Here is a 15,960-nt window from a genome sequence, read left to right as displayed (position 1 = left end):
CAATGGACGACGACGCACCAGACACCTCTGCCCGCCCTACGCAAGAAGTGCGCTTGATGAGCGCGATTGTGCTGCTGCTGGGTATTGGCGTATTTCTGGCCTTACCCTTTGTGCTGTCGATCGGCTCGGTGGTCTTCCTGCCACTGGTTGCAGCGCTCGTTCTCACCATCATGCTCTCCCCTCTTGCCGACAAGCTGATGGCGTTCGGGCTACCCAATGCGCTTGCTTCGATCAGTGCGCTTTTGCTGTTCTTGCTGGTGCTCCTCGCCTCGCTCGCGCTTATCATTCAGCCAGCGATTTCATTGTTCGAGCAACTGCCTGCGATTGCTGAACGAGTGGGCGAACGCTTCGCGGAATTGCGCGATGACTTTGCATGGATCGCAGCGATGAACGATCAACTGGCAGAAGCCATGGGCGGCAGTCAAACCGCGCAAGTCGTCCTCGCTACTCCCACCATGCTTGAAGAAATCGCCTTCGCAACGCCCAGCGTGTTGATCGAGACGCTGATCATGTTTCTGATGGCGTTCTTCATGATCGAGGCGCGCGTGCGGATGCGCCGCCACCTGCTGTTCGACCGCGCCAGCTTCGGCTCCAGCGTGCGCGCGGCAAGGGCTATGCGAGAGGTTCAGGACAAGGTTGCGGCCTATATAACCACGGTCACGATGATTAATGCAGGGCTCGGCGTGATCGTTGCGCTGGGGGCCTGGGCGCTTGGGCTGGAGGCGCCGATCATGTGGGGCGGGCTGGCGATGCTATTGAACTTCGTGCCCTATGTTGGCCCTTTGGCAATGACATCTCTGTTGGCGCTGTTTGGGCTAGGCACAGCGGACACCGTGGCGCTTGGGCTAACCTATGCGCTTGCTTATCTTGCCCTCAATGCCATCGAGGCGAATGTGGTCACGCCATCTGTGCTGGGTAAGCGTTTTTCCATGAGCCCGGTGATGATCCTGATTGCGTTGTCCTATTTCACATGGATCTGGGGCGTGGTCGGCGCGCTGCTCTCTGTTCCGATCCTGCTGACGCTGACATCACTTTTCGACCATATCGGGCGGCCCAACATTGTCGGCTTCCTATTTGGAGAACCGCTGTTCCGAAGCGACGCCCTAGATTTCCCAATTGAAGAGGATCAGGCAGGCGTGCTTACCCGCTAAGCGCTAGTCCTGTCCGCGATCCACCGCGCTCGCCACCGCGACATTCATCGTCACATTGGCAAGCGTGCGCATGATGTCTGGCAGCATCTCGACTGCGACAAGCAGCACCAGAGGCTCAATCGGAATGCCCATGGCGAGCGCGATGGGACCGATTGAGACTACAAAGCTGATCGAACCGGGCAGCGAAACGGAGCCGACCGAGATAATCAGCGCGACCAGAATGCCCGCAATCGCCAGCGCCGGAGTAATCTCCACTCCCGCCAGCGTCGCCACATACATCGCAACCGCCATGTTCATTGCGGGACTGGTCGCGCGGAAGATTGCCACTGCAAGCGGCAAAACAAACTCCGATGTCCGCGCGCGCAGGTTCAAGCGGCTGGCGCTGTCGAGCATTGCGGGCAGGCTTGCGAGCGAGCTTTGAGTCGAGATCGCCACGGCTTGGGCTGGCACCATCGCCTTGGCAAAGCGCAGAGGCGAAATACCTCCCAGCAGCCACGCGACCAGATAGGCCAGCACCAGAATGAACCCACCCATGGCCGAGACAATGAGGATGTAGTGCGCGAGCGCCGCGAACGCTCCGCCCCCGCTCCTTAGACCTACTCCGAAGGCCAGCGCGACAACGCCAATGGGCGCGACCCACAAGACCCAGCCGATGATCAGCAGCATCGCATTGGCCAGCGCGTGGAAGAAGCCGAGCAGCGTCGCGCCTTGGCCTTCGGGCAGCCGCGTGATGGCGATGGCAAACAGCGCAAAGAAGATCGTCAGCGGCAGCATCGCTGTCTCACCGGCCGCTGCAATAATGTTGGGCGCGATCAGTGAGCCGAGGAAGTCCAATATTCCAGGCACCTCCTGCGCTTGCGTCTCGCCTGCGTCGATGAAGCCCCTCGCGCCTTCGGGGATCGGAAAGACGCTGAGCAATGTCGGCAAGACAATAGCGGTGAACAGTCCGCCCAAAATCAACACGCCAAAGACAAGCATCAAGAACCGCTTCGCCGCTGCGCCGGCTCTTGCGGCGTTGACCATTTGCGCAAGGCCAAGGACCAGCAGAGCCGCCACCAGCGGAATGATCGTCATCTGCAAAGCGCGCAGCCACAACTTGCCGATCAATGCGGTGGTCTCAAGCAGCCATGCGGGCAGTTCAAGGCCCGATGCGACCATCCCTGCAACGAGACCAATTACCAACGCGGCAAAGGTCGCCAGGACCGGCAGGCGGATCGTCACCAGTTCAAAATTGGTCCCGATTGCGGATGCTTCAGTCGTCTCACCTGCATTTGCTTCGCTATTCGCCACCAAAACCGTTGCCCTTTAGCCTTTGCGCTCTTCCCTTCGAGCGATAACCGCGCCAGAACCCAGACACAAATCAAGCTTGATGGATAACAGGGAACAGACAGGCCCCATGGCGAAATCTACGGGACGGAAACTCTTCGGCACTGACGGGATCAGAGGTCGCACGAATGATGGGGTGATGACGGCTGCCACCGCGATGCGCGTCGGCCAAGCGGCGGGCAATTACTTCGTGCGCGGCGGCCACCGGCACCGTGTCGTGATCGGCAAGGATACGCGGCTTTCGGGCTATATGATGGAGAGTGCTCTCGTCGCAGGGTTCACGAGCGTGGGCATGGATGTGATCATGACCGGCCCCCTCCCCACCCCCGCCATTGCACTCCTGACCCGCGAAATGCGTGCAGATCTGGGCGTGATGATCTCCGCCAGCCACAACGCCTTTCCCGACAACGGCATCAAGCTGTTCGGCCCCGATGGCTTCAAGCTATCGGATGAGGCGGAAGGCGAGATTGAGGCTCTACTGGAAAGCGAGCCGACCCTAGCCACCGCCGAAGCCATTGGCCGGGCGCGCCGGATTGAGGATGCTCGCGGGCGCTATATCCACGCGCTTAAAGCCTCGGTCGGGAGCGACATCCGCTTCGATGATCTCAAAGTCGTGGTCGATTGCGCCAACGGGGCCGCCTATCAAGTCGCGCCCTCTGCCATCTGGGAGCTGGGTGCGGAAGTCGTGACGCTGGGCGTTGAGCCCAATGGCACCAACATCAATGACGGCGTCGGCTCCACTGCAATCGAGACACTACAAGCCAAGGTGGTCGAGGAAGGCGCGGATATCGGCATTGCGCTGGATGGCGATGCGGACCGGCTGATTGTGGTCGACGAGCAAGGCCGCGCGGTCGATGGCGACCAGATCATGGCGTTGATCGCTACCCGGATGCACGAAAAGGGCGCTCTGCGTGGAGGCGGCGTGGTCTCGACCGTCATGTCGAACCTCGGGCTGGAGCGGTATCTGAGGAGCCTTGGCCTGACCCTTGAACGCACCAAAGTCGGCGACCGCTATGTGCTGGAACGGATGAAGTCGGGCGGCTTCAACATTGGCGGCGAGCAATCGGGCCACATGATCATGCTCGACCATTCAACCACAGGCGATGGGACGGTGGCGGCTTTGCGGGTCCTCTCCAGCCTCGTGCGGTCCGGTAAACCGGCGAGCGAAATCCTCCACCAATTCGACCCCGTGCCGCAACTGCTCAAGAACGTGCGTTATTCAGGCGGAGCGCCGCTGGAGAACGACTCAGTCAAATCGGTCATTGCCGAGGCAGAAGGCGAGCTTGAAGGCAAAGGCCGGCTGGTCATCCGTCCGTCCGGCACCGAACCCGTCATCCGTGTCATGGCGGAGGGTGACGATGCCGCACAGGTCGAAAGCGTGGTAGACCAAGTGTGCGATGCAGTGCGGGCCGCAACTTAGAACCAAGGCTTGAAACATGGGGGACAATCAGAGCATGCAGAGTATTCTTACGACCGCGCGCAAATCGCTGGCCACCACACTCTTCATCCTGTTTGTCTCGATCGGCTTCCTCGGAATTGTCGCTGTTCCTTTCGTCGCGCTGCAACTGGAGACCTTTGTTTGCGCCGCGGGTGAGACAATGGTCTACGAAACCTATGTCAAACCCGGCGGCGAGGAACAGGTGCGATATTTCTGCGAGGGTGCGGAAGGCAGATTACCTGCCAATGATTGGAAGATAATCGGCAGCGCAATTGCAGTATACATTGCGCTTGGCCTTGCAATTGTGTGGCCGATTGTCACTGCGCTGCGGCACAAGGCGCTTGCAAAAGCCCATCGCCTGGATCGGGACGGCATCCCCGCCATTGTTCACATTCTCTCGGTCGAGCAGACAAGGATGGAAATCAATCACATGCCGGTGATCAAATACCACCTGCGTGTCGAGCCAGAAGGGCAGCCCGCCTTTGAGGTTCACAAGCGGAAAACAACACCGGAGATATTCATCCCGCATTTGTTGCCCGGGCGAAAACTGAAAGGGCTTATCGATCCTGAAAGGCCCGGAACAATTGATCTGGATTTCGCACAGATGGTCAGGATGACGTCGAATGCAGAGGCGGGCCAGCACGAAGATCCGCATGCAAAGAACATCAGCTCGCTCCGATCGCTCAAGACCATGCTCGACGATGGGTTGATTGAACCATCCGAATACGCAGCCAAGAAGGCTGAGATCATGGATCGCTTATGAGCAAGCCCCCGCCGCGTATCCTCTCTATCGCTGGGTCAGACAGCTCTGGCGGAGCGGGCATTCAGTCCGATATCAAAACGATCACGATGCTCGGCGGATATGCGATGAGCGCGATCACCACTGTCACCGCGCAAAACAGCGTCTCCGTCCAAGCCATCGCGCCCATGGCCGGGACGGCGGTGGCGCAGCAGATCAAGGCCTGCGTTGACGATATCGGGGTTGATGCAATCAAGATCGGGATGCTCCACGATGCGGAGATCACCAATGCGGTCGCAGATGCGCTGGCAGAGGCAAAGATTGGTCTCAATATGCCGATCGTGCTCGACCCTGTCATGGTCGCCACCAGCGGCGCGACCTTGATGGCGCCCGATGCCATTGCCGCAATCCGCGAGCGGCTGTTCCCGATTGCGAGCCTTATCACGCCCAACCTGCCTGAGCTCGGCTATCTGCTCGAGCGCAATTTCAAGACCTCGAGCGATATGGCGCTGGGCGCAGAGGCGCTGGCCAATCAGACCGGCGCAGCGGTGCTCGCCAAAGGCGGGCACACCGCTGATGAGAGGATCGTCGACATCCTCTACGATCCCGACATCGAGAAAGGCGCGCGCGCGATCCAGTTCACCCATGCGCGGATCGACACAAAGCACACGCATGGCACCGGCTGCACACTCTCCAGCGCGATTGCGACGCTGCTTGCCCATGGTCAGCCGCTGGAACACGCGGTGCGGTTGGGGCGCAACTTCGTGCTGCGCGCGATTGAGGCGGCTCCCGGCTTTGGCGAAGGCAACGGTCCGTTGGGCCATCACGCGGTGCGCAACCTATGATGGAGCCTGTCATCCGCGTCGATGGCAAAGGCGCTGACCCATGCGCAGGGCAGGTCCGCATCGACTGGCCCAAATCTATCTGGAACGGCGCGATGATTTTGGGCACGCTGGCCGCTATCGTGCTGGTGACGTGGCAGTCGGTGCTGCTGTTCCTTGCCCTCACCTATGCGACCCTGTTGGTCGGCCACAGCGTCGGTATGCACCGGATGATGATCCACCGCACATTCAAGGCGCGCAATTGGGTGGCGCGGCTCTTGATCTACATTGGCACTATTGTGGGCGTGTCCGGCCCTTCCGGCATTATCCGCATCCACGACACACGCGACTGGGCGCAGCGAGAGGCTGAATGCCACGACTTCTTTGCCCACCGCCGGTCATTGCTGATCGATTTGGGCTGGAACCTGTTCTGCCGCTTTGAATTTGAGCATCCTCCAAAAGTCACTGTTGAGCCACTGATCGCCGCCGATCCGTTCTATCGCTTTCTCGATGCAACATGGCGTTGGCACCAGCTGCCACTCGCGGCCCTGCTCTATTGGGCAGGAGGCTGGCCGTTCGTTCTGTGGGGCGTCTGCGTGCGCGTATTGGTGAGCACGGCGGGGCACTGGACCGTCACCTATTTCTGCCACAACCCGCGAAGCGGGCCCAGTTCAGGGAGCTGGCTGGTCAAGGATGCCGGCATTCAGGCCTCTAACCTGCCTGGCCTTGGCCTCGTCACCTATGGTGAGTGCTGGCACAACAACCATCACGCCTTCCCTGAAAGCGCACGAATTGGGCTAGAACCGGGGCAGGTCGATCCGGGCTGGTGGGTGATTGCACGGTTGGAGAAGCTGGGCCTAGTCTACGATGTGAAGCTGCCACGTCATGCAGAGGCGCGCGATGATCTGATCGAGCGCGCTCAGCGATAAAGCTGGTATCAACGCCGCGCCCTAGAAACCATTTTCCTACTGCCGCGCCAATCAGGCACAAAGAGCGAATGGATCGCTTCCCTTTCCTCTGTTTGGACGTCATTCCGAGCCGTTTTTCCGGCCTTGAACGGACAGAGGCGCTTTTTGCCCCTGAACAGTGTGTCAAGTGTGTCAAACGGGAGGGCGCTACCCTTGCAAACAGTCGGGAAAAAGGGGGTGTAAGGCCCTAGGTCTTGAGCTCGTAAAACTCGGCAATATGCGCCCAGGCTTCGTCAGCGGTTTCGCACCAATGGAACAGGTCGAGGTCGGACTTCGCAATCGTGCCCTCTTCGGCAATCGCTTCGAAATCGACCACGCGCGTCCAGAAATCCTTGCCGAACAGCATGATCGGAATGGGCTTCATCTTGCCGGTCTGGATCAGAGTCAGCAGCTCGAAAAATTCATCGAACGTGCCAAAGCCGCCTGGGAACACCGCCACAGCCCTCGCGCGCAGCAGGAAGTGCATCTTGCGCAGCGCGAAGTAGTGGAAGTTGAGCGACAGGTAGGGCGTCACATAGGGGTTGGGCGCTTGCTCATGCGGGAGCACGATGTTGAGGCCAATGCTCTCGCTACCCGCATCGCTTGCCCCGCGATTGGCCGCTTCCATAATGGAAGGGCCACCACCGGAGCAGACGACAAACTGGCGCTTGCCATCTTCGATGATCGCTTTTTCTGAGACCATCTTGGCGAGCTTGTGCGCCTCTTCATAGTACTTGGCTTTGTTGGCCAGGCTCTGCGCGACCTTCTGCTCATATTCCGTGCCGTCTTTGGCCGCGTCGATCTTGGCCTGCGCCTGTTCCGGCGAGGGGATGCGGGCAGAACCATACATGACCATGGTCGAGCCAACGCGCGCTTCGTCGAGCAGCATTTCCGGCTTCAGCAGCTCCAGCTGGAACCGCACCGGGCGCAGTTCGTCGCGCAGCAGGAAGTCGGTGTCGCGAAAAGCGAGCTTGTAAGCCGGGTGTTCGGTCTGCGGCGTACGCTCTGGCGATTCATCGGCAAAGCGGCTTTCCTCGCCCGCGGGATAGAATTTGCGGTCGATCAGGTCGCGCCCGGGGTTATCGGAGGCACCGGAAGTGTCGTTTGATTTCGTCATGATGATCCCACTAAGCCCGCATGCCTCAAGCAGCAAGCAAGCAATTGCGTTAAGCGAGCAGCCGCGCCGCGCTCTTGATCAGCACGTCTGCGCTGGCCGGCTTGATCAGAACGGGGTCGTCGGTGAACCGCTCTGGCAATACGATCGAGGCCCCCGGTTCGGCCACGAAGACAATCGCAACACCGGCCTGTTTGAGCCTTTCCGCAAAGGCCACCGCATCGTCGCCAAAGCCTAGGTCAACTATGCCGATATCCATGCCGGCAAGGTCTGCCTCCGCCGCGTCGGCAAGCTTCAGGAACGGTCCGATCACCCGGGCGCCAACGCTGTTGAATACGGCCGCATATTGCTCGGCTGCGAGCCATTCGTGGTCCACCACCAGGACCCGCCTATCCGCCAAAGCCTCTTGCGAGACAAAGTCGCCGTCTTCTTGCTTTTCAGGGGCCTCAAGCGGAGTGGGCTTGATGCTGGCATTTGGAAACCGCAAAGACAGGTTCATGCCCGCCGGGTTCCACTCGGTCGTAACGCTCGCGCCAAATTGGCGCTTGACGATCTGGTTGATCACCTTGCTGCCGAACCCGGTATGAGTAGGCTCGCGCACAGGTGGCCCGCCGCTCTCTGCCCAAGTGACCACAACCTCGCCATCATCCCCGCCCAGCATGTACCACAGCACGCTCAGCTTGCCCCCGGTGACGGAAAGCGAGCCATATTTGCGGGCATTTGTGTTGAGCTCATGAAACAGCATCGACAAAGACTGCGCCGCTCCCGGCGAAATAGGCACTTCGGGACCGTCAATCGTCACCGCGCCATCCGCGGCCTTCTCGACAACCTCGTCCTCGACAAGCGAGCGCAGGTCGACACCCGACCAGCGGGAATCCGCGAGCAGACTGTGCGTGCGTGCAATCGCTTCGAGCCGAGAGCGAAAGCCGCCTTTGTACGTCTGCACATCACTTGCAGAGCGCGCAGTGATCTCAGCGATGGAAAGGATAATGGCGAGCAGGTTCTTCACCCTGTGGTCCAGCTCGCGCATCATGAAGTCGCTGCGCTCTTCCGCCAGCTTGCGCTCGCTGATGTCGATCGTGATCCCAATGACAAGCGAGCGGTTGTTCTGAACGGTTCGCTCAGCGCGGGTGTGCAGCCAGATCGTCTCGCCATCGGGGCGCAGAAGGCGATACTCTTCCTCGAAGGCCTGCCCGCGCTCTGCCGTAGCCTCCAACGCCTCGCGCACACGCTCGCGATCGTCATCAATCACGAAGTCGAGAAGACTATCAGTCTTCGGATTGATCTTTGCGCTCTCAACACCGACAATTTGACGCAGGCGTTGGTCCCAAGTGGTTGCGCCAGTGGCAAGATCGCGGGTCCAAACGCCGATCTCTGCTACCCCCAAAGAAAGCGATTGGATCAACCGCTCCTGCGTAAGAAAGTCCTCACGCATCGACTGCTTGATCGTCATCGCAATGATGTTCGAGGCGCTTTCGAGAATCGCTAGATCCTCTGCCCCGAAGGCACCCGGCCTTCGGTCATGCATGCTGATCACACCCCACGGCGTGGCTCCCACGGTGATCAGCGCTCCGATCCCGGAACGAACGCCGTGATCGACCAGCAACTGCGACCCTTCGAACCGAGTTTCCGTCTCAAGGTCTTCGATGAGGATCGAGTGATCCTCTATCAGAGTATAGCCTGCCTGGCTGTGTGTGCCTGTATCGATCCGGCTGGCTTCAAGCGCGCCGGGCTCCCATCCCGCGCCGGCTATGCCAACGAAGCTTTGCTCGTCCTCAGACAGTTTGAGCAATTTGGAGAAACCGCATTCGAGTGCGCTGCAGAGCGAGCTGCAGACATCGTCAAAGAACCCGTCCAAATCGCGCGTCGCCAGTGCCTTTTGCCCCAGATCAGCGATAATCCGCGCCTGCCGCTCTCGCGCCGCCAAACGGCGCTCAGGATCGCTTTGCGGGTGCGCGTCGCCGGGGACGGGAGACTGTTCAGACGGTGCGATGGCATCACTCCTGCGACAAGCGAAGAACGGCTGGGTCTGCCTGAGCCCAAGGCTGGCCTGCGGTCAAGGGCTAGGTCGCGCAAAGGCGTTGGATGCCCCGTGAGGATTCGAACCTCAATTGACGGAGTCAGAGTCCGTAGTCTTACCATTAGACGACGGGGCATTACCAAAAGCGCGGAGGCGGGTCGAATTGAACGCGACGCCCACGAACCGCTGCGCAGAATCAGCGCGGTCGCCCGCGCGAGTGGCGCCTGTTAGGTTTGCGTGTCAGCCGGGTCAAGCTTTGTAGGCTCACCATGGCCACCCTTCGCCCCTTCTCCATTGTCTTGCTCTCTTGGGCACTCACTGGTAGTTTCTCCGACAGGTGCTGATGCAACAGTTCGCATCAGTGAGATGAAAGAATGACTTATGGCGGATCAGCTTCCGCCGGACGAGAATAGGAGAGCTGGCAGAAAACGGGGCAGCAAGTCCGGCAAGGTAGCCGATTTTCGCTACAAGCGCTCCAGCCAGCAAGACAAGAAGACCACCGGCAAGTCCGAGCGAAACGGCCGAGCGGATGCCTCGCGTGGTCCCTTCCAGAAACCTCATCAACGTGCCAATTCGCATCGGGGGCCCCACCATCGCAGGGAGGCTTATGCCGCGTTGGATCTTGGTACCAACAATTGCAGGCTTTTGATTGCCCGCCCCTCTGGCCCAGACTTCACGGTCATCGACGCCTTTAGCCGCGTGGTGAAATTGGGTGAGGATCTGGCGACAACCGGACGGCTCTCAGACGAAGCGATGGACCGGGCGCTCGGCGCGCTGTCGATCTGCGCGGAGAAATTGCGGAGACGCAATGTTCGCCTCGCGCGGTCGGTTGCGACGGAGGCTTGCCGCCGCGCGAGCAATGGCGAGGCCTTCATCGAACGGGTGAAGCGCGAAACCGGGATTGTGCTCGACATCATAACAGCGGAGGAAGAAGCACGGCTGGCTGTGCTTGGCTGCCATATCCTGCTCGAAGCAGGGCACGGCCCCGCACTCATCTTCGACATTGGTGGCGGCTCAACCGAGCTCGTTCTGCTGCGGCCCGGAGAGAAAATTCCCGAAATTATCGACTGGCAGAGCGTCCCTTGGGGCGTCGTATCACTTACAGATACAGTCAAACGCGAAGAGATGTCGGCAGGCCTGAGCGGTGAGCCCGCCGATCGCAAAGGGCGGCTCAAACGCTATGCTCGGATGCGAGAGTTGGTGTCGGACAGCTTTGCTCCCTTTGCTGAGCGTATTGCAGAGGCCTCCCGCAGCGAAGATATCCGATTGCTAGGCACGTCGGGCACTGTAACGACACTCGCCAGCCTGCACCTTGAGCTGCCGCATTATGATCGCAAGGCGGTCGACGGGCTTATCGTGCCTTCGCATTCCATGCGCGATATCAGCACGCGGCTGTCGGGCATGTCGCCGGCAGAGCGGAGCGAGCTTCCTTGCATCGGTCAGGACCGGGCCGATCTGGTGGTGGCGGGATGCGCGATCCTTGAATCGATCCTCGACCTGTGGCCGGCAGAGCGGCTTGGTGTCGCAGACCGCGGCATCCGCGAGGGGATCCTGCGCAGCCTGATGGCAGCAGAACGACAAAGTGAACGCAGCCTCAAAGCCTTGCACGAAAACCGCAATCAGCAAAGGGCCGGATAGAGCCATGACGCGTTCTGGACGCAATCCTGATCGCCGGGTCAAAACCGGCAAGAAACGCACCGCTTCGCAGGTCCGCTGGCTCGAACGGCAGCTTAACGACCCCTATGTGAAGAAGGCCAAGTCCGACGGCTATCGCAGCCGCGCAGCGTATAAGTTGATCGAGCTGGATGATCGCTTTGGGCTTATCCGAGGGGCCAAGCGTGTCGTCGATCTGGGCATCGCGCCGGGCGGTTGGTCGCAAGTCGTGCGGGCTAAGGCTCCCAAGGCGGAGGTAGTCGGGATCGATTTATTGCCGGTCGAGCCGATTGAGGGTGTGACCATCTTCGAGATGGACTTCATGGACGATGACGCTCCCAAGGCGTTGGAAGACGCGCTGGGCGGTCCGCCTGATCTGGTCCTGTCCGACATGGCCGCAAATACGGTCGGGCACAAACAGACCGATCACCTTCGCACGATGGGCCTAGTTGAAGCAGGCGCATGGTTCGCGGTTGAGACTTTGGAGAAGGGCGGCACCTTTGTCGCCAAAGTGCTCGCAGGCGGGACAGACGCGGATTTGCTGGCGCTGCTCAAGAAGCACTTCAAGACCGTCAAGCACGCCAAGCCACCCGCCAGCCGCAAGGGATCATCAGAATGGTACGTGGTCGCGCAAGGCTTCAAGGGGCGGGAGGACTGAACCTGCTTGCGGACATGAAAAAGGGCGCGAAATCGGCGCCCTTTTTCAATTCAGGTTCTGCAAAATGCGATCAGCTTTCAGCCGCTGCAGTCTCTTCGCTGGTCTCTTCGGCCGCATTCTGCTCCGCCTCAACCTCAGCTTCAGCGTCGGCTTCAGCCACTTCCTCGGCCGGTACGAATTCGGGCAAGGCGATGTTTGACCCATTTTCGTTCATATAGACCGCGACTGCCGCGCGATCTTCAATGCTCGAAAGGCCAGCAAAGCCCATCTTGGTGCCGTCCATATAGCCGCGCGGATTGTCGAGCCAGGCGTCCATTTCTTCCCAACCCCAATTGCCGCCAAAGCCAGCCATTGCGGTCGAGTAAGTGTAGCCTGAAACGCCGCCAACTGGCGCGCCCATGATACCATACAGGTTCGGACCCACCCCATTAGCGCCGCCCGATTCGACCGTGTGACAGGCCGCGCACTTGGCAAAGACGCGCTCGCCATCGGCAGCCGTAACCGTCTGCAGCACTTCGGCAAGGGTCGGGCCAGCGGGGCCATCCTCAGCCTCAGCCACTTCGATCACATAGCCCAATTGCTCAGGCCGTTGTGGGTCAGTGCCGTGGAAGAACTTGCCCGCCACAATCGAAAGGCCCAGCCCCAGACCGGCAGCAAAAAGCACCCAGCCGGCGGCAGTGTTGAAAAGGTCGCCCGAATCCGTTTCGGTGTTCGGCGTGTCTGATGAGTTGTTGTCCATAGTCATCCCGAGGCGTCCCTTACTGTCCACTTTTCGCCTGCGCAAGGCCAATCGCATCACGAATGGGTGCATGAATTGCAAGCCCGTATGATCACGGCCCTTGCCGCTCACACAGCGGGGCACTAGGCCTCGTGGCGACATGAGTAGTTTTCCTGATCTAGCGATGCCGATTGTCGAACGCTTGCGCAGCGCTGCCGAGGCTGAGCCTGCGCGCGCGATTGCGTTTCAAGGCGCACCGGGCGCCTATTCGCATAGGGCAGCCATGAATGCCCGGCCAGACGCCTTGCCGCTGCCGTGCTTTGGGTTTGAGGACGCGCTGGAGGCGGTCAAAGATGGCCGCGCCGCTGAAGCGATCATTCCGATTGAGAACTCGCAGCATGGCCGGGTCGCAGACATCCACTTCCTGCTGCCGGAAAGCGGTCTGTCAATTGTGGGCGAGTATTTCCTCCCTATCCATCACGCGCTGATGGCGCCCCCCTCCAAGGACGGGAAAGCCACAATCACCTCAGCCTACAGCCATCCACAAGCGCTGGGCCAATGCCGGTTCTATCTGCGTGAGCGCGGGATCGTGCCGCTGAACTTCATCGATACAGCAGGAGCAGCGGCGCATGTGGCGAAATTGGGCGATCCGACGACTGCCTCGATCTCCCCTGCTATTGCCGCAGAGCTCTATGGCCTTGAGATTATCGAGAAGAATATCGAAGACGCGCATGATAATATGACGCGCTTTGTGATCCTCTCGAAAACGCCGACTTTCCTGAAGCACAGCGGCGACAAGCCGGTGATGACGACGTTCATCTTTGAGGTGAAGAATATTCCGGCCGCGCTCTACAAAGTGCTGGGTGGCTTTGCGACCAATGGCGTCAACATGACCAAATTGGAGAGCTATCAGGTGGGAACGAGCTTTTCTGCGACCCGCTTCTATGCCGACATTATCGGCGTACCCGGCGATCCGGCGGTGGATCGAGCGCTTGAGGAATGCGCGTTTCATTCCAAGGAATTGCGCTTGCTTGGCAGCTATGAGCAGGCCCGAAAGCGGGGGTGAGCGGCTTGTCCGCCACGCTGTTTGGTTAACCGCTTCACAAATCAATCCAAATCCCATGTTGCACCGCGAGGCAGGCCATGCCACGAGTCATCTTGAATGACGAACGCGGCGCAGAGTGTTTCGGGTGGATTGGACCCGTCGGTTCCCCCGATGGCGGAGGCGTTCGCACCCGTTCCGGCCCCTGCTCCTCCCCCACCGATTGAGATCGCACCTTACCCGGACAATGGCTTCTCCAACGAAGCCAACGAGGCGGCCAGTGCCACTCCAACTGAGATTGGCCCTGCGACTTCGGCTCAGCCCGATGGTTGGCGCGAAATGCGCGATACCGCAGAGATCCAGTTTGAGCCGATTGAGGCTCTGCCCCCACCGCCTCCCGAACCGCCTGAGCCACCGGGCTGGTTTGCCGAAGCTGTACAAAGTTTCTTCCGGTTCCTCGGAGATGTATTGGCGCCTATTGGCCAGATTCTGGCTTCGTCCTGGTTCTGGCTGCAATGGGTATTGCTGGCGTTGGTGGTTGCCTTTGTTCTCTACATGATTGCTCGGACTGTTGGGCCGTTGGCGGGCCGCAACAAGCGCGACAAACGCGAAGCTGTGAGTGAACCGGAATGGGCGCCGAGCCAGGAGCAGAGCGTCGCCTTGCTGGGTGATGCCGATGCGCTGGCAGCGGAGGGGCGGTATGATGAGGCAACGCACTTGCTGCTTCAACGCAGCGTGCTCCACATCTCTGATGCGCGCCCCGATTGGGTCGAGCCGTCCAGCACCGCGCGCGAGCTTGCCGCTCTGCCAGCTTTGTCGCAGACCGCCCGCACCGCGTTCGGCACGATCGCCGAACGGGTGGAGCGCTCACTCTTCGCGCTGCGCTCACTCAATCGCGAAGATTGGGAAGCGGCGCGCGCGGCCTATGCTGACTTTGCCAATATTCGGATCGGCGCTGGGCAAGAGGAGGCCGCATGAGCAATGCTGCAACCTCCACCCGCGGCGGAGCGCCCTTCAGCCGTGGCGCAGTTCTTGCTGTGGTGCTGGTCGGTTTCACCGCCTTTCTTGCGATGCTGTACTTCATCGCCGCAGGGGACACGGGCGGTCCGGATGAAACGGGGACCGCGCATGCCAATTCAAAGGGCCTCAATGGCTATGCCGCCTTCGTCCAGCTGCTGGAGAACGAAGGCATTGATGTCGAGCGCAGCCGCGATGGCGACGGGCTCGATACGCTCGACCTGCTGATCCTCACCCCGCCGCGCAACACCGAAGCGAGTGATCTGGTGCGGGTGCTGGAGGACCGCCAGTATCTTGGCCCCACCATGGTGATCCTTCCCAAATGGTCGACAAGCCGGGTGACGGGTGAGATTTCGGAAGAAGACCAAGAGCGTTTGCAGCGCGATTGGGTCGATCTTCTGGGGGCACGGACGCTACCTTGGACCAATGAGATGGAAGCGCCATTCGGTTTCTCGCAAGAGATCGACCGCCGCGATGGCGATGCCAAAGTGCGCTGGGGCGGATTGGGGCTTTCGGGCACCTTGCCGACCAATACGGGGCTCTATGTCGAGCAGAACTCTACTTTTGAGCCGCTGATCATCGATTCATCGGGTAACATGCTCGCCTTCCATGTCATCGGCAGGCCGGGCACCGACTATTATGAAAACGCCCACTGGACCATGTTCGTGGTCGAGCCGGACCTGGTGAACAATTACGGCATGAGCGATCCAAACCGCGCAGCCGCTGCGCTCGCTCTGGTCCAAGAGGCGGGATATGGCGATGTGAGCAGCGTGACCTTCGACATGTCGCTTTATGGCTTTGGCAATTCGGCGAACTTGCTGACGCTGGCCTTTCAGCCGCCATTCTTGGCTGCGACTTTGTGCCTGATCCTTGCGCTGATCATCATTGGGTGGCGCGCCTTCCTCCGCTTTGGTGCGAGCGCGGTAAGCGGGCCGGAAATCGCTTTTGGCAAGCGCCGTCTGGTGGCGAATGGTGCGGGCCTGATTGTGCGCGCGAACCGCTTTGGGCTTCTGGCCCAGCCCTATATTGCGCTGAGCGAAAGACGTATCAGCAAGGCCCTTGGGATTGCCCATCCCGATCCAGAGGCAATCGACAAGGCGCTCGCAGTGCGCTTGCCGCAAGAAGAACCGTTTTCGCTGCGCGCTGCGCGGCTACACAATGCGGTCAAACCGCTCGAGATCCTTCGCGCTGCGCGTGCGTTGAGCGATTTGACCGATAAACTGAACAGCAAGACCTGATGGGGACGAGAACACGATGAGCACTGATAACGACACAGGCAGCCCGCAGGCCACGCCGCCCAACGCAGCTCCGCCCCC

General features: G+C 60.1%; 14 protein-coding genes and 1 tRNA gene. 10 read left to right on the top strand and 5 right to left on the bottom strand.

Features of this window, described 5'->3' with window-relative positions:
• The first annotated feature begins 2 nt into the window (after positions 1 to 2).
• Complete coding sequence (locus tag AC0V6X_RS00195) at positions 3 to 1,151, top strand: AI-2E family transporter (protein ID WP_486182576.1); 1,149 nt, start codon at positions 3 to 5, stop codon at positions 1,149 to 1,151.
• A gap of 3 nt (positions 1,152 to 1,154) precedes the next feature.
• Here AC0V6X_RS00195 and AC0V6X_RS00190 read toward each other — a convergent pair whose 3' ends face one another.
• A complete protein-coding gene (locus tag AC0V6X_RS00190) occupies positions 1,155 to 2,441 on the bottom strand; it encodes a dicarboxylate/amino acid:cation symporter (RefSeq protein ID WP_486182575.1) in 1,287 nt (428 codons plus the stop codon).
• Positions 2,442 to 2,547: 106 nt separating this feature from the next.
• Here AC0V6X_RS00190 and glmM point away from each other — a divergent pair, with 106 nt between their 5' ends.
• The 4 genes from glmM to AC0V6X_RS00170 are packed head-to-tail and all read left to right on the top strand — an operon-like array spanning position 2,548 to position 6,404.
• Entirely contained in the window at positions 2,548 to 3,897 is a 1,350-nt protein-coding gene (gene glmM, locus AC0V6X_RS00185; protein ID WP_486182574.1) for a phosphoglucosamine mutase, read from the top strand.
• A 16-nt stretch (positions 3,898 to 3,913) separates the two neighbouring features.
• On the top strand, positions 3,914 to 4,678 hold the full coding sequence (locus AC0V6X_RS00180; protein ID WP_486182573.1) for a hypothetical protein: 765 nt from the start codon (positions 3,914 to 3,916) through the stop codon (positions 4,676 to 4,678).
• Complete coding sequence (gene thiD / locus AC0V6X_RS00175) at positions 4,675 to 5,499, top strand: bifunctional hydroxymethylpyrimidine kinase/phosphomethylpyrimidine kinase (protein ID WP_486182572.1); 825 nt, start codon at positions 4,675 to 4,677, stop codon at positions 5,497 to 5,499. The genes AC0V6X_RS00180 and thiD overlap by 4 nt, the downstream gene beginning before the upstream one ends.
• Positions 5,496 to 6,404: an acyl-CoA desaturase gene (locus AC0V6X_RS00170; RefSeq protein WP_486182571.1), complete on the top strand. Its 909-nt coding sequence runs from the start codon at positions 5,496 to 5,498 to the stop codon at positions 6,402 to 6,404. Before thiD ends, AC0V6X_RS00170 begins: the two co-directional genes overlap by 4 nt.
• A 226-nt stretch (positions 6,405 to 6,630) precedes the next feature.
• Here the strand turns inward: AC0V6X_RS00170 and AC0V6X_RS00165 are convergent, their stop codons facing one another.
• From AC0V6X_RS00165 to AC0V6X_RS00155, 3 genes are all read right to left on the bottom strand, one after another.
• Positions 6,631 to 7,539, bottom strand: coding sequence for an LOG family protein (locus AC0V6X_RS00165; protein WP_486182570.1), 909 nt, complete (start codon positions 7,537 to 7,539; stop codon positions 6,631 to 6,633).
• Between the two features lie 49 nt (positions 7,540 to 7,588).
• Positions 7,589 to 9,463: an HWE histidine kinase domain-containing protein gene (locus AC0V6X_RS00160; protein ID WP_486182569.1), complete on the bottom strand. Its 1,875-nt coding sequence runs from the start codon at positions 9,461 to 9,463 to the stop codon at positions 7,589 to 7,591.
• 155 nt (positions 9,464 to 9,618) lie between these two features.
• A tRNA-Gln gene (locus tag AC0V6X_RS00155) sits at positions 9,619 to 9,692 on the bottom strand.
• Between the two features lie 245 nt (positions 9,693 to 9,937).
• On the opposite strand from AC0V6X_RS00155, the gene AC0V6X_RS00150 reads away from it, so the two are divergent.
• Both AC0V6X_RS00150 and AC0V6X_RS00145 read left to right on the top strand, forming a co-directional pair.
• Entirely contained in the window at positions 9,938 to 11,194 is a 1,257-nt protein-coding gene (locus AC0V6X_RS00150; RefSeq protein ID WP_486182568.1) for a Ppx/GppA phosphatase family protein, read from the top strand.
• A gap of 4 nt (positions 11,195 to 11,198) precedes the next feature.
• Entirely contained in the window at positions 11,199 to 11,867 is a 669-nt protein-coding gene (locus tag AC0V6X_RS00145; RefSeq protein WP_486182567.1) for an RlmE family RNA methyltransferase, read from the top strand.
• 70 nt (positions 11,868 to 11,937) lie between these two features.
• Here AC0V6X_RS00145 and AC0V6X_RS00140 read toward each other — a convergent pair whose 3' ends face one another.
• A complete protein-coding gene (locus AC0V6X_RS00140) occupies positions 11,938 to 12,612 on the bottom strand; it encodes a c-type cytochrome (RefSeq protein WP_486182566.1) in 675 nt (224 codons plus the stop codon).
• Between the two features lie 133 nt (positions 12,613 to 12,745).
• On the opposite strand from AC0V6X_RS00140, the gene AC0V6X_RS00135 reads away from it, so the two are divergent.
• The 3 genes from AC0V6X_RS00135 (at position 12,746) to AC0V6X_RS00125 (ending at position 15,882) form a co-directional block, all read left to right on the top strand.
• A complete protein-coding gene (locus AC0V6X_RS00135; protein ID WP_486182565.1) occupies positions 12,746 to 13,651 on the top strand; it encodes a prephenate dehydratase in 906 nt (301 codons plus the stop codon).
• Between the two features lie 96 nt (positions 13,652 to 13,747).
• A complete protein-coding gene (locus AC0V6X_RS00130; protein ID WP_486182564.1) occupies positions 13,748 to 14,605 on the top strand; it encodes a hypothetical protein in 858 nt (285 codons plus the stop codon).
• On the top strand, positions 14,602 to 15,882 hold the full coding sequence (locus AC0V6X_RS00125; protein ID WP_486182563.1) for a DUF4350 domain-containing protein: 1,281 nt from the start codon (positions 14,602 to 14,604) through the stop codon (positions 15,880 to 15,882). Before AC0V6X_RS00130 ends, AC0V6X_RS00125 begins: the two co-directional genes overlap by 4 nt.
• The last annotated feature ends 78 nt before the right edge of the window (positions 15,883 to 15,960 follow it).

It is taken from the genome of Erythrobacter sp. S267 (genome assembly GCF_057365045.1).
Note: the sequence above shows the minus strand (reverse complement) of the source record. Positions and strands in the feature narration are given on the sequence as shown.

What these genes read in the sequence shown, in the direction of transcription:
- AC0V6X_RS00195 (WP_486182576.1), top strand. Translation starts at nt 3, where the DNA reads ATGGACGACGACGCACCAGACACCTCTGCCCGCCCTACGCAAGAAGTG.
- glmM (WP_486182574.1), top strand. Translation starts at nt 2,548, where the DNA reads ATGGCGAAATCTACGGGACGGAAACTCTTCGGCACTGACGGGATCAGA.
- AC0V6X_RS00180 (WP_486182573.1), top strand. Translation starts at nt 3,914, where the DNA reads ATGGGGGACAATCAGAGCATGCAGAGTATTCTTACGACCGCGCGCAAA.
- thiD (WP_486182572.1), top strand. Translation starts at nt 4,675, where the DNA reads ATGAGCAAGCCCCCGCCGCGTATCCTCTCTATCGCTGGGTCAGACAGC.
- AC0V6X_RS00170 (WP_486182571.1), top strand. Translation starts at nt 5,496, where the DNA reads ATGATGGAGCCTGTCATCCGCGTCGATGGCAAAGGCGCTGACCCATGC.
- AC0V6X_RS00165 (WP_486182570.1), bottom strand. Translation starts at nt 7,539, where the DNA reads ATGACGAAATCAAACGACACTTCCGGTGCCTCCGATAACCCCGGGCGC.
- AC0V6X_RS00150 (WP_486182568.1), top strand. Translation starts at nt 9,938, where the DNA reads ATGGCGGATCAGCTTCCGCCGGACGAGAATAGGAGAGCTGGCAGAAAA.
- AC0V6X_RS00145 (WP_486182567.1), top strand. Translation starts at nt 11,199, where the DNA reads ATGACGCGTTCTGGACGCAATCCTGATCGCCGGGTCAAAACCGGCAAG.
- AC0V6X_RS00140 (WP_486182566.1), bottom strand. Translation starts at nt 12,612, where the DNA reads ATGACTATGGACAACAACTCATCAGACACGCCGAACACCGAAACGGAT.
- AC0V6X_RS00135 (WP_486182565.1), top strand. Translation starts at nt 12,746, where the DNA reads ATGAGTAGTTTTCCTGATCTAGCGATGCCGATTGTCGAACGCTTGCGC.
- AC0V6X_RS00130 (WP_486182564.1), top strand. Translation starts at nt 13,748, where the DNA reads ATGACGAACGCGGCGCAGAGTGTTTCGGGTGGATTGGACCCGTCGGTT.
- AC0V6X_RS00125 (WP_486182563.1), top strand. Translation starts at nt 14,602, where the DNA reads ATGAGCAATGCTGCAACCTCCACCCGCGGCGGAGCGCCCTTCAGCCGT.